Origin of the sequence: Nitrospirillum amazonense, assembly GCF_007828035.1 — a bacterium.
Taxonomy (GTDB): domain Bacteria; phylum Pseudomonadota; class Alphaproteobacteria; order Azospirillales; family Azospirillaceae; genus Nitrospirillum; species Nitrospirillum amazonense.
Genome location: NZ_VITV01000004.1, coordinates 376,425 through 389,624, shown reverse-complemented (window position 1 = coordinate 389,624; position 13,200 = coordinate 376,425). Strand labels below are relative to the sequence as shown.

The following is a 13,200-nucleotide window of genomic DNA, read 5'->3' as shown; positions in this document are numbered from 1 at the left end:
CAGGCATTGATCACAGAAGAATCAATGCATTAGTGCGTCAACGGCAAATTTGAAAAGAGCCAACGCTGGAAAACCCTGCCGACTTCCTTGCAAAATGCAGGCAGGAATTGCCGATTGCATGACAGCACTGACAGCAGCGACGTCATGCATTTTACATCAGGGCGCTGGTGCCCCCTTGGCTGGCTCGAGCGTCATGCGCCAGCGGGTCGGGCCCGGCAGCAGCGGCGTCGCGCGGCCCTCCACCCAGTCCTCATGCCCCTTGTTGTAATAGGGGGAACGGGGGTGGCCGCTCTGGCCCGTGGGCATGTGGAACAGGCCCGTGTCCTCATGCCCCGGCGACACCACCAGGCGTTCAGAGGCGCCGAAGCTGGGGGCGGTCACGCGCGGCTGGTACAGGTCGCCGGCCACCGGTTCCCCTGGCGGGTCGAGATAGGGGCTGAGCAGCGGCTGGATGTTCGAAATGGGGTGGCGGATGGCAAGGCGGTTGCGGTCGCCCCAGGTGAAATGGGCGATGTCGCCGCCATTCTGCGCGATACGCTCGCGCACGTCCTTCAGCGCGGCGTCGATCAGGGCGTCCCAGCTCTTGTAGCCCGGGGGCACCAGGCCGGTGGGCCGGGCGGTCAGCAGGCGGCGCGCCGGCCCTTCGGCCTGATGGCTGACCAGGTCATTGGCGTGATCGCCGGCGGGCCCCGCCATCGGGGCGGTGTAGGCCTGATACAGCCGATCGACCAGAGCGCTGCGGAAGGTGCGCACCAGGCGATAGCCCACGGAGGGAATGGCGGCGCGGCCGCCCCAGCTTTCAACCGGCGCCACCAGGTTGGCCAGCGCCTGGTCGCTCGCCCGTTCACCCAGGGCTTGCAACATCAGGCGCTGCCAGAAATCCAGCATGGGTGCGCGGTCATCCAGCTGGATGCCCAGCAGGTCCTTTTCAGTGAAGGCGTCCTTGGCCAGCAGATCATCGCGGATCTGGCCGGCTCGGCCGCCCAGGGCATAGTCGCCGAAGCCCAGCTTGGCCAGCGCGTCGCCGCCCACCACCCGGGTGTTGGCGGTCCACAGGCGGCCATTCTGGGGATTGACGATGACCGGCACCTCCGCCGGGGACAGATAACCGTTCCAGCCCGCCTTGCCGTCGGCCCAGCTGGTCGGCAGGGTGCCGTCGTGGCCGAAGCGGCGGGGCACCAGGCCCACCACGGTCCAGGCCAGGTTGCCCTTGGTGTCGACCACCATCATGTTCTCGTTGGGAATGGGCAGGCGGTGGGCGATAGACACCGCCTCCTCCACCGACCCCGCCTGCTCCAGGGCGGCGCCCGCCGTCATCACCTCCGCCCCCACGTCATGGGCCACCCAGCGATAGGCCAGCTTGCGACCCTGCGCGTCGGTGCCGATCACCGGGCCCCAGTCGCTGTCCTCGATGGTGATGCTGGGGCAGGTCGGCGCGGGACACAGTACCTGCCGGTGCTTTTCCAGGGTCTTCGGCCCGTCCGGTGTCTTGTAGCGGTCGGGGTCGCCGTCCACCGGTTCCAGGATGACCACGTCGCCGGTGTCGACATAGGCGTCGGTGTAGCCCCAGGCCACGTGCCTGTTGCTGCCCACCACCAGCAGCGGGTTGCCGGGCAGGGTGACGCCGACCAGGTCCAGGGTGGGCGTGTCCGACCCAGCGGGCTTCACCACCAGCCGGGCGCGGTACCAGGTGTTGGGTGTGCGCAGGCCCAGGTGCATGTCGTTGGCCATCATGGCGGCGCCGGTGCCGGTCAGGGCCCCGCTGACCGCCCAGTTGTTGCTGCCGGGGATCGCCTCGCTGTCAGGGGCCTCGCTGCCAGGGGCCTCGCTGTCGGAGGCCCCGTCCTGCCGCGGCGCCGCCTGGCCCATCTTGATGGCGGGGGTGTAGCTGGCCGGCATCGGCGGCTCGGGCAGGGTGCTGCCGTCCAGCGGCGCGTCCAGTTCCGTTCCCCTGGGATACAGGAAGTTGGCCATGAGGGGGCCCAGCTGGTCCATGGCCAGCTCCAGGCGGCGCTCATCCCATCCGTCGGAAGACTGCAGGTCGAAATACATGGCGTCCACCACCAGCAGCGTGTCCTCCAGGCTCCAAGGCTGGGGGTGCTGGCGCAGCAGCGCGTACTCGAAGGGGGCGAACTTCAGGCCGTCCAGCCCGGCGTTCACGCCGGCGGTGTAGGCCGCCAGCATGGCATGCTGCTCGGGGCTGGAGCGTTCCACGGCGGCGTGGGCACGGTCGCGGAACCGGTGCAGGCGGCGCGGCGTGTCGAACTTGGCGGCCAGCGGGCCGAACAGGCTGGACAATTCGCCGGCGGCGCTGCGGCGCATCAGGTCCATCTGGAAATAGCGTTCCTGAGCGTGCAGGAAGCCAAGGCCGTACATCAGGCTGACGCGGTCGGGGCCCGTCAGGGTGGGCACGCCGTTCTCATCCCGCTCCACCGTCACCGGGCCGGAGAGGCCGGGGATGGCGGCGGTGCCCTCCAGCTGGGGCAGGCTGGCGTTCAGGCTCCATGCCACCCAGCCGACCAGCCCCGCGACCCCGACCACCACCACGCCGGCGATCCCGCCCAGCCATGCCAGAACCCGGCGCCCGGTGCGGCGGTCGGTCTTCGCTTCCATTCCTGTCCCCATGCCTCAGGCCCTGTTCTTGATGCAGGGCCGCTGGGGCCCGCCGCCCTGGCGGCGGCGCATTCTCGTCCAATGTGTCCGCCGATGGCAACAAGTCCAACGGCGTCACGGGTTTACAGCGGTTCCCCCCGCACCAGGCGCGGCAGCTCGCCGACGATGCCCATGGCGTGGCGCATGAACAGCTTCTTCAGCGGCATCAGCGGGGCGGAGTTGACGGCCGCCAAGCCCAGGCCGCGCGCCACCTTCAAGGGGGCGATGTCGTTGGAGAACAGGCGGGTCAGGCCGTCGGTCACGCCCAGCAGGCTGACGTTGTCGAAGCGGCGCCAGCGCTGGTAGCGCTCCAGCGTCGCCGTACCGCCGACGTCCAGGCCCAGGCGCCAGGCGTCGACGATCACCTCCGCCAGGGCCGCCAGATCCCGCAGGCCCATGTTCAGGCCCTGCCCGGCGATGGGGTGCATGGCGTGGATGGTCTCGCTGATCAGCGCCAGGCGGCGGTCGATATAGCGCTGGGCATGCTGCCAAGACAGGGGGAAGATGTAGCGCCCGCCGATGGGCCGCACCGCCCCCAGCCAGTCGCCGATGCGGGCTTGCAACTCGGCGGTGAAGGCCACCTCGTCCAGGCCCATGTAGTGGGGCACGGCGGCACTCTTGTCCGACCAGACGATGGAGGTGCGGTTGCCGGTCAGGGGCAGCATGGCGAACGGCCCGCTAGGCAGGAACATTTCCACTGCCACACCGTGGTGGGGGAACTCATGCTCCACCGTCACGGCGATGGCCGTCTGGTCATAGCTGCCGCCGACCAGGGCGATGCCGGCGTCCTTGCGGCACAGGCTGCCCCGCCCGTCGGCGCCGACCACCAGGCGGGCGCGTACGCGCCGGCCGTCCGCCAGGGTGATGGTGGCCATGGTGGGGCCGCGATCGAGGGCCGTCACCTCCACCGGCGCCAGGTGGGTGACGGACGGCAGCTCCGCCAGGCGGGCGAACTGCGCCCGGCGCAGCACGATGTTCTCGACGATGTAGCCGAAGGGCTGGTCGCCCACCTCCCGGTGGTCGTAATGCAAGAAGGTCGGGCGGTTCTGGTCGGTGACGCGGATGTCCAGGATGGGGCCGGCGTCGCCGTTCAGGTGGGCCCACACCCCGGCCCCCTCCAGGATCTTCTTGCTGCCGTGGGAAATGGCGGTGGTGCGGCCGTCGAAGGTGGCGCCCAGTTGGTGGGCCGGGCTGTCGCGGTCGATGCACAGCGTGCGCACGCCGGCCGTGCCCAGCGCCGCCGCCAGCGACAGGCCGGCCAGGCCGCCGCCTACGATGGCGACGTCAGCGATAAGATCGGTGTCGGTGGTGGGCGCTGGCGCTTCGGTGGACATCGGCGATGCCTCGGGGCAGGGGGTATAGGCAAGGGACAGGGGAACACGCGGGAACCAAGGGCGCAGCATCGCGAGCCCACTGGCGCTTGTCCAGTGCCACGCTCATGCCCTTTAACCAGGCCTGGATTGCCTATAATTTATGCAATTGCCCCCGCTTCGTGGGCGGTGAACCGCATTTGGCATCATCCTTTGGCAGGCTGTGCGCCAAAAAGTGGCGGCGGCACGGCGGATTACCGCCCCGCCGCCTTCCATGCGCGCGCTCCTTTGGGGTTAGGCGCGACAATCTTGTGAATACGGCACGCTTCTTGAAGAACCGGGCGCCCAACAGGGCCCGCCGACCGGCGCCGCCTACCCTACACGGGGGTTCTCCGGAGCCCCGGCCTTCGAGGACTGCCGATGAAGCTCGTGGTGGCGGTGTTGAAACCGTTCAAGCTGGATGAAGTGCGTGAGGCCTTGGCGGACATGGGGCATCTGGGCGTGACGGTCAGCGAGGTGCGGGGCTGTGGCCGGCAGCAGGGCCGGACGGAGATTTACCGGGGGGCGGAATACGCCATGAACTTCCTGCCCAAGGTGAAGATCGAGGTGGCGGTGCCCGACGACCAGATGGAAAGCGTGGTCGAGGCGATACAGGCCACGGCCAACACCGGCCGCATCGGCGACGGCAAGATCTTCGTCATGACCATCGCCGACGCGGTGCGCATCCGTACGGGCGAGCGGGGCCAGCCCGCCTTATGAATATGCCGTGACGCCCCCGGGGCGCCTTGGTCCGCTTTTCATCGGGTTTCTAAGCATTTAGGGGCAAATCCACGGATTCTAAGGCGCTTTCCGGGCCGGGGCTGGGGGTGATGAAACGCTGTGGGCCTTGTGGGGGCGGGGTCCGGCGGCTAATATCGGGCCGTCTTCCCGATATGTCCGGACACGATTTTTCCCATGGAACTGGCGGCCGACTCCCGGCTTTCCGTCACGACGCACCCGGTTGTTGGGGGCCCGACCGTGGGGCCGTCCCTGAACGGCCGCCTGGGCGGGCTGTCGGACTATCCCTTCACCCGGCTGGGCGCGCTGCTGGCGGACGTGACGCCGCGCAGCAACACCACCCCGCTCATGCTGTCCATCGGCGAGCCGCAGCACGAACCGCCCGCCCTGCTGGCGCAGGCGCTGGCCGCGGCCCCCCTGGCCGACTGGGGCAAATATCCGCCCACCATCGGCACGGCCCCCTTCCGTGCCGCCGTGTACGGCTGGCTCTGCCGCCGCTACGGTCTGCCTGCGGGCTTCGTGGACGTGGACAAGGGCATCCTGCCCGCCACGGGCACGCGTGAGGCGTTGTTCCAGGTGGCGCTGCTGGCAACGCCGCAGCGGAAAGACGGTCGCCAGCCCGCGGTGCTGATCCCCAACCCCTTCTACGCCGTGTACGAGGGGGCCGCCGCGCTGGCGGGGGCCGAGCCGGTATTCATGCCGGCCACCCGTGAAACCGGCTTCCTGCCCGACCTGGACGCGCTGTCGCCCGACCTGCTGGCCCGCACGGCGCTGATGTATCTGTGCACGCCCAGCAACCCGCAAGGGGCGGTGGCGGACTTGGCGTACCTGAAGAAGGCCATTGGCCTCGCCCGCGCCTACGGCTTCGTCCTGGCGCTGGACGAATGCTATGCCGAGATCTGGGACAAGGCCCCACCCCCCGGCGGGTTCGAGGCGGCATTGGCCCTGGAAAACGATGGGGCCGGCCAGGGGAAAGCGGGCCAGGGAACTGCCAACCTGCTGGTGTTCAACTCCCTGTCCAAGCGGTCCAGCGCCGCCGGCCTGCGGTCCGGCTTCATCGCCGGCGATCCCGCCCTGATCCAGGCGTTCACCCGCCTGCGCAGCTACGCCCTGGCCGGCAACGCCCTGCCGGCGCTGGCCGCGGCCGCCGCGCTGTGGAGTGACGACGCGCATGTGGAGGAGAACCGGCGCCTCTACCGCCAGAAGATCGATGCGGCGGAGGCGGCGCTGAAGGGCCGCTACGGTTTCTACCGCCCGGCCGGCGGCTTCTTCCTCTGGCTGGAGGTGGGCGACGGCGAAGCCGCCACCCGCCGGCTGTGGGGCGAGGCGGGCCTGCGCGTGCTGCCCGGCGCGTACTTCACGCGATCGGAACCGGACGGCAGCAACGCCGGCCACCCCTATATCCGCGTGGCCCTGGTGCACGACACCGAAACGGTGGCCTGCGCCTGTGAGACGATAGCCCGGGTGTTGGGATGACCACCACCCCGGCACACCCGGTTTTCGGCCTGACATAAAGTTGCCTGATACCGTGTTTACTTCCTGGAATCGGCCCGCCGCCCGAACGGGTAACGGCACCGATTCCGACATTTGACCCACGCCCGTAAGTTTTCAGGAACGAGCGACGGCCCATGACGACCCGCCTTGCCTCCACCCCCGGTTCCCGGGGCAACCGCGATCCCCTGTCCTCTGGCCCCGCGCCCACCGGCCCGGGCAAGCGCCGGCGGGGCAGCCTTTTGCCTGAGGGCGCGTCGCAGTTCCTGATGCGCCGGGCCACCGAGGTGGGCGGCCTGTGTGTCGTGCTGCTGGCCCTGGCGCTGGCCGCCATCCTGTTCAGCTACGACCCCAACGACCCCTCCTGGAACACGGCCGGCCCGCACACGGTCGTGCACAACGTGGCGGGGGCCTTCGGCTCCTACACCGCCGACGTGCTGGTGCAGTCCTTCGGCTTGGCGGCCTATCTGCTGGCGGTCATCATCGCCGGCTGGGGCGTGCGCATCCTGCGCCACGACCCGCCCAGCTTCTGGGCCGGACGCATCGCCGCCGGCCTGTTCGCCATCACCCTGGCCGGCGTGTCGCTGGGCGGCATCTCTGCCCCCTTCGGCGGTGGCGCCGGCGGCAACGCCGGCCGCGTCATCGTCACCCTGGTCGATCGCTTCATCGCCAGCCATGTGGGGTGGAGCAGCCCGGTGGTGCTGGGCCTGGTCATGGCCTTCGCCACCGTGGCGCTGATCGTCGTGGCCCTGGGCGTGCCCTTCTACCAGGCCTTCGCCGCCGTGGGCGCCACCTATGGCCTCATTCGCCGGGCCGGCCAGTGGCGCCCCGTCCTGAAGCCCAAGCCCGCCTCCGTCCGCCGCGCGCCCGAACCGACCTATGAGCCGGAGGACGAGGCGTATGAGGAGTACGTGGAGGAAACGGCCGTCCCCGCCGCTGGCTTGGCAGGGCGCCTCCGCGCCGCCGCCGGTTCCGCGCTGGGGGGCGGCATCGGTGGCCTCAGCGGCATCGCCGGCGGTCTCAAGGGTGGCTTGGCCGATACGCTGAGGGGCCTGTCGGCGCCCAAGCGGGCCGCGCCGGTGCCCCGCCGGGAACCCGGCTTCGGCGACGGCACGCGCCGTGAACCCAGTCTGTCCATCCCGCCGCTAGATCGCCCCGCCGACCGTGAGCCGCCGCGTGACGGAGAGCTGGCGGTCGAAGGCGAGGCCGCCCCCCGCCGGCCCTTGGCGACCGTCGTGCCGCCCAAGGCCAAGCCGGTGGAGATCGCGCGCAAGGCGCCGGCACCGGTGCAGTCCAGCCTGGACCTGGAACCCGATGGGCCCAGCGAATACGAACTGCCGCCGGTGGACCTGCTGCAGTTGCCCGACCTGTCGGTGCGCAGCCCGGGCGTGAACGAGGAAGGCCTGCGCCAGAACGCCCAGCTGCTGGAAGGCGTGCTGGACGACTTCGGCGTGAAGGGTGAGATCGGCAAGGTCCACCCCGGCCCCGTCGTCACCCTCTATGAATTGGAACCGGCGCCGGGCACCAAGTCGTCCCGCGTCATCGGCCTGGCCGACGACATCGCCCGGTCCATGAGCGCCGTGTCCGTCCGCGTGGCGGTGGTGCCTGGCCGCAACGTCATCGGCGTGGAGCTGCCCAACGCCAAGCGGGAAACCGTCTACCTGCGCGAACTGCTGGAGGCGGATACCTACGACCGCAGCCAGCACAAGCTGGCCCTGGTGCTGGGCAAGGACATCGGCGGCCAGCCGGTGATCGCCGATCTCGCCCGCATGCCCCACCTGCTGGTCGCCGGCACCACCGGTTCGGGCAAGTCGGTGGCCATCAACACCATGATCCTGTCGCTGCTCTACCGGCTGCCGCCGGAGAAATGCCGCTTCATCATGGTCGATCCCAAGATGCTGGAACTGTCCATCTACGAGGGCATCCCCCACCTGCTGGCGCCGGTGGTGACCGACCCGAAGAAGGCGGTGGTGGCCCTGAAGTGGACGGTGCGTGAGATGGAGGACCGCTACCGCGCCATGTCTAAACTGGGCGTGCGCAACATCGACGGCTACAACATGCGCCTGCGCGAGGCGCGCCAGAACGGCGAGACGCTGACCCGCCGCATCCAGACGGGCTTCGACCCCGACACCGGCAAGCCGGTGTTCGAGGACCAGCCCATCGACCTGACGGAACTGCCCTATATCGTCGTCATCGTCGATGAGATGGCCGACCTTATGCTGGTGGCCGGCAAGGACATCGAGGCCGCCATCCAGCGCCTGGCCCAGATGGCCCGCGCCGCCGGCATCCACATCATCATGGCGACGCAGCGCCCCTCGGTGGACGTCATCACCGGCACCATCAAGGCCAACTTCCCCACCCGCATCAGCTTCCAGGTCACCTCGAAGATCGACAGCCGCACCATCCTGGGCGAACAGGGTGCCGAACAGCTGCTGGGCCAGGGCGACATGCTCTACATGGCCGGCGGCGGCCGCATCACCCGCGTCCACGGTCCCTTCGTCCGCGACCAGGAGGTGGAGGACGTGGTGAAGTTCCTGAAGGCCCAGGGTGAGCCCAACTACGTCGACGCGGTGACGGAGGAAGACGACGCCAGCCCCTTCGACGACGATGGCGGGTCGGGCGGTGGCGGCGCCGGTGGCAACGGCAGCTCGGGCGACGACCTCTATGACCAGGCGGTGGCCGTGGTCTGCCGCGAGGGCAAGGCCAGCACCAGCTTCATCCAGCGTCACCTGCGCATCGGCTACAACAGCGCCGCCCGCCTGATCGAGCGCATGGAACAGGAAGGCGTGGTCAGCCGCGCCAATCATGTCGGCAAGCGCGAGGTGCTGGCGCGCAACATCGATGATCATGAGCGCGTGAACTGAGGCCAGGGAAGGTGCAAGGGGGCAGGTGTACGCGCGACGTACGCCCCCTCCCCTTCCGGGCCGATTTTTCAACACATTGTTATCGCCACCAAAATTCCGCCTTAAAGCGCGGTCTATCCTGAAGGCACCATGATCCGCCGCACCGCCCTCGCCGCCCTCATCGCGCTCGCTTCCGTCGCTCCCCTGGCCCTTCCCGGGATCGCCGCCGCCAAGCCGCCCACCCAGTTCACCGATGAGGACAAGGCCAAGCTGACGCAGGTGGAGACCTACCTCAACGGCATCCAGACGCTGAAGTCGCAGTTTCAGCAGGTGAACCCCGACGGCAGCCTGGTGCGCGGCACCTTCCAGCTGAAGCGGCCGGGCAAGATGCGGATCGACTATGATCCGCCCAACAAGAACTTCATCGTGGCCGACGGCCATTTCGTCTATTTCTGGGACGCCGAGTCCAAGGAACAGTCGAACGCCCCCATCGGCAGCACCATGGCCGACTTCATTCTGCGGCCCGATCTGCACCTGTCCGGTGACGTCACCGTCACCTCCATGGACGACAGCGCCGGCGTGCTGGAGGTGACGCTGGTCCAGACCAAGGATCCCGGCCTGGGCCGCCTGACCCTGATGTTCCAGGAACAGCCCTTCGGCCTGAAGAAGTGGCGGGTGCTGGACGCCCAGGGGACCACCACCGAGGTGGCGCTGCTAGATACGCAGACGGGCGTCAGCCTGGACGACAACCAGTTCTATTTCCGCGATCCCAGCCGCCGCAAGGAACGCGACTGACATCAGCGGCACGGGATGTTGGTTCGTGCCACTGTAGCCCGCGACTGCGGGCGCCGGAGATTTCCGGGAAGCCGAAGGCGGACTGGAAATCGAGGATGAGGCAAGGACGCGGATGCGTCCGCCCGCCGCGTGAGGGGGCATTTGATTGGTCACGATCAAATGCCATTCGCATAAGGCCGCGCCGGCGGCCCTGAAGCAAAGGAGGGTTCAGCGATGACCAGCCTTCCCCGTACTGGATTACCCATTGTCGGCGTATCCGCCGACTACCGCACTTTGGGGCGCCACCCTTTCCATGTCGTGGGCGACAAGTATGTGCGCGCCGTGTCGGACGGCGTCCACGCCCTGGCCGTGCTGCTGCCGGCCCTGGGTGACCGGTATGACGCGGCGGAGGTGGTGTCCCGCCTGGATGGCCTGCTGTTCACCGGCAGCCCCAGCAACGTCCATCCCGACCGCTACCAGGGCCCGCTGTCGGAACCCGGTACCCTGCACGACCTGGCGCGCGACGCCACCACCCTGCCCCTGTACCGCGCCGCGCTGGACGCCGACCTGCCGATGTTCGCCATCTGCCGCGGTTTGCAGGAACTGAACGTGGCCCTGGGCGGCACCCTGCACCAGAAGGTGCAGGACGTGCGCGGCCTGATGGACCATCGCGATGACGAAAGCCAGCCGCTGGAGGTGCAGTACGGCGGCGCCCACGCCGTGGACCTGGCCCCTGATGGCCTGATGGCCCGCGTCACCGGGCGCGAGCGCATGACCGTCAACTCCCTGCACCAGCAGGGCATAGACCGCCTGGCCCCTGGCCTGGTGGTGGAGGCGACGGCCCCAGACGGCCTGATCGAGGCCGTGCGGGTCGAGGGCGCCACCTTCGCCCTGGCCGTGCAGTGGCACCCCGAGTGGCGCTTCTGGGAAGACCCGGCCTCGGTCGCGCTGTTCAAGGCTTTCGGCGACGCGGTGCGGGCGCGGGTTGCCGCGAGGATGGCACGACGTTAGGGAGTCGTCTTGAGGCCATATTTTTGAAAAATGCCTTGTTTCATATTCAGAATTTCGCTCGACTTAAACACATATCCTAAGTTAATCATCGTATCTATCAACGGTACTGGCGTTAACGCTGTGGGGATTTCCCTCATCGTTATTTCGCCAGATGACTTCATTACAGGACCGGATGCCAAAATGCCTAAAAAGAATAAGCGATCCTGTCCTGCTGTAGTGTTACGATTTTTGTCTGTATAGAAACCTCTATTATAGATGAATATGGGAGATCCTGAAGATCCTGGAAAACATGCCATATCGACAACCACTATAGGTTTTCCATTAAACCTAACAGCTGGATGTGATGCGGTGATTCCTCTACGGATAATTGGATAATTATTTAATTCGTCGGACAAACCTATCGGATATCCCATCATTATGACGTCTTCTAATAAATCAAGAGATTCTAGCTGAGTTTGAGTTGGAATATTTTCTTCTTTTATCATTCTGTAAAATGCATTCACTTTATCACTACCTAATACTTGACCTATTATAATAGCGCATATATCAACGTTGGGATCTGGATGAAAATACCACTGACCAGACCCACCTCCGGGTATAAGCGCATTTACACTTCCACTTGGCTTCTTTTCGCCTTTCTTGGCTGTGTGCAACCTTATGGCTATTTCCTTCGTCCCTTCAACGACATGCTTATTTGTAATTAACACCGGGACTGAGCCGTTACTTCCAGAATCATATCCGAATATGAAACCTGTTCCCGTATTAATGGGTTTTCTTCCTTCTCCAACACCTATTATCTTTGTAGTGCAATAAGCTACGTTCTCCATCAAAGATATGGCTCGAACATTTCGACATCTGCTCCTTTTGCTAGATTAAATGTTGCGGAAATATATAATGTCAGTGAGTGAATTAATGTTCGCCTATTCATGGAGAGGGGCATATTTAATTCCTCAAAATGGTAAGCTAAACTTTAGCTTATTTCTTTAGGCTTATCTACTAAAAATAGAAGAAGGTTATTGTGCGCATCGTTACCTGGAACATCAACTCGGTACGGCTGCGCCTGGACATGGTCTTGCGCCTGGTCGACGACTACGGCCCCGATGTCCTCTGCCTGCAGGAAACCAAGGTCATCGACGACGCCTTCCCGCTGAAGGCGCTGGCGGATCGGGGCTATGTCCACACCCATGTGCGGGGGATGAAAAGCTATAACGGCGTCGCCATCCTCTCCCGCCTGCCGCTGTCCGGCACGGGCGGTGCACTGTGGTGTGAACGGCAGGACTGCCGCCATGTGCAGGCGGAACTGCCGGGCGGCATCGAGTTGCACAATTTCTACATTCCCGCCGGCGGCGACATCCCCGACCCCGACCTGAACGACAAGTTCCGGCACAAGCTGCGCTTCCTGGATGAGCTGACCGCCTGGGGTGAGGGGCTGGAAGACCGGCACAAGCCCCGCATCCTGGTGGGGGACCTGAACATCGCGCCCTTGGAAAACGACGTCTGGTCCCACCGCGCCCTGCTGAACGTCATTTCCCACACCCCCATCGAGGTGGAGAAGATGGACGCCATGATGCGGGCGGGGGAGTGGGTGGACGCCGTGCGCCATTTCCTGCCGGCCACGGAGAGGCTGTACACCTGGTGGTCCTACCGCTCCGCCGACTGGGGCCTGTCCGATCGCGGCCGCCGCCTGGACCACATCTGGGTCACGCCAGCCCTGGTGCCCAGGCTGCTGGGCTACACCGTGCTGCGCGAGGCGCGCGGCTGGGGCCCCAAGCCATCGGACCATGTGCCGGTGATGATTGATCTGTCTGAGGCGGCATAAAACGGCCGTAGGCCGCGACTGCGGCCGCCGGAGCTTTCTGGGGAGCCGCAGGCGGACTGGAAAGCGAGGATAGTCAAGCGGCCGGATGGCCGCGCCGGCGCCTGAGGGAACACGGAAAACTAAAAACTAAACAGTCACGTCCAGCATCTGGCCGCGCCAGGGGTGGGCGCTGCTGCGGGCGCGGACGGCGTTGGCACCGGTGTCGGTCGCCTGGCCGGTGTCGGTGCCACTGCGGTTGTCTTTGCCGGCTTCCGACTTGCCGGTGGGCTGGGCCGCGTTGGCCGTCTGCGTCGCCACCGGCTTGGCCGCCCCTTGCGCGCCCGCGACAGCCGCCAGGAACGACGGGTTCTGCGTCGGCGACTGCTGCTGCGGCGTCAGTACCGGGGTCGGCACGGCCTGGGCGGTGATGGGCGGGACAATCATGCGAACGACTCAACGCTTTCCTCAAGGATGAGTCAATACGCACCGACGGCGTAAATAACCGGGCAGTCATGCAGCAGCGCGCCGAGTCCTATGGTGGCGA

10 protein-coding genes are annotated in these 13,200 nt (G+C 66.5%); 6 read left to right on the top strand and 4 right to left on the bottom strand.

The features are described 5' to 3' along the window. Window positions 1–156: 156 nt before the first annotated feature. Both FBZ87_RS13310 and FBZ87_RS13305 read right to left on the bottom strand, forming a co-directional pair. Window positions 157–2,613, bottom strand: coding sequence for a penicillin acylase family protein (locus FBZ87_RS13310; RefSeq protein WP_186454744.1), 2,457 nt, complete (start codon window positions 2,611–2,613; stop codon window positions 157–159). 122 nt (window positions 2,614–2,735) lie between these two features. Continuing rightward, on the bottom strand, window positions 2,736–3,986 hold the full coding sequence (locus tag FBZ87_RS13305) for a UbiH/UbiF/VisC/COQ6 family ubiquinone biosynthesis hydroxylase (protein ID WP_145610787.1): 1,251 nt from the start codon (window positions 3,984–3,986) through the stop codon (window positions 2,736–2,738). Window positions 3,987–4,382: 396 nt separating this feature from the next. Between FBZ87_RS13305 and FBZ87_RS13300 the strand changes: the two genes are divergently transcribed. The 5 genes from FBZ87_RS13300 to FBZ87_RS13280 all read left to right on the top strand — a co-directional run bounded on the left by FBZ87_RS13300 (window position 4,383) and on the right by FBZ87_RS13280 (window position 10,858). Then, on the top strand, window positions 4,383–4,721 hold the full coding sequence (locus FBZ87_RS13300; protein WP_004272636.1) for a P-II family nitrogen regulator: 339 nt from the start codon (window positions 4,383–4,385) through the stop codon (window positions 4,719–4,721). Between the two features lie 195 nt (window positions 4,722–4,916). Next, complete coding sequence (locus tag FBZ87_RS13295; RefSeq protein WP_145610786.1) at window positions 4,917–6,215, top strand: aminotransferase class I/II-fold pyridoxal phosphate-dependent enzyme; 1,299 nt, start codon at window positions 4,917–4,919, stop codon at window positions 6,213–6,215. 152 nt (window positions 6,216–6,367) lie between these two features. Further along, a complete protein-coding gene (locus tag FBZ87_RS13290) occupies window positions 6,368–9,094 on the top strand; it encodes a DNA translocase FtsK (RefSeq protein ID WP_145610785.1) in 2,727 nt (908 codons plus the stop codon). Window positions 9,095–9,223: 129 nt separating this feature from the next. After that, complete coding sequence (locus tag FBZ87_RS13285) at window positions 9,224–9,868, top strand: LolA family protein (RefSeq protein WP_145610784.1); 645 nt, start codon at window positions 9,224–9,226, stop codon at window positions 9,866–9,868. Between the two features lie 213 nt (window positions 9,869–10,081). Further along, window positions 10,082–10,858: a gamma-glutamyl-gamma-aminobutyrate hydrolase family protein gene (locus FBZ87_RS13280; protein ID WP_145610783.1), complete on the top strand. Its 777-nt coding sequence runs from the start codon at window positions 10,082–10,084 to the stop codon at window positions 10,856–10,858. Here FBZ87_RS13280 and FBZ87_RS13275 read toward each other — a convergent pair. Then, window positions 10,855–11,685, bottom strand: coding sequence for a S1 family peptidase (locus FBZ87_RS13275; protein ID WP_145610782.1), 831 nt, complete (start codon window positions 11,683–11,685; stop codon window positions 10,855–10,857). The genes FBZ87_RS13280 and FBZ87_RS13275 overlap by 4 nt on opposite strands. A 191-nt stretch (window positions 11,686–11,876) precedes the next feature. Here FBZ87_RS13275 and xth point away from each other — a divergent pair, with 191 nt between their 5' ends. Further along, window positions 11,877–12,677, top strand: coding sequence for an exodeoxyribonuclease III (xth, locus tag FBZ87_RS13270; protein ID WP_145610781.1), 801 nt, complete (start codon window positions 11,877–11,879; stop codon window positions 12,675–12,677). Between the two features lie 126 nt (window positions 12,678–12,803). Here the strand turns inward: xth and FBZ87_RS13265 are convergent, their stop codons facing one another. Continuing rightward, entirely contained in the window at window positions 12,804–13,100 is a 297-nt protein-coding gene (locus FBZ87_RS13265) for a hypothetical protein (RefSeq protein WP_145610780.1), read from the bottom strand. Window positions 13,101–13,200: the final 100 nt, after the last annotated feature.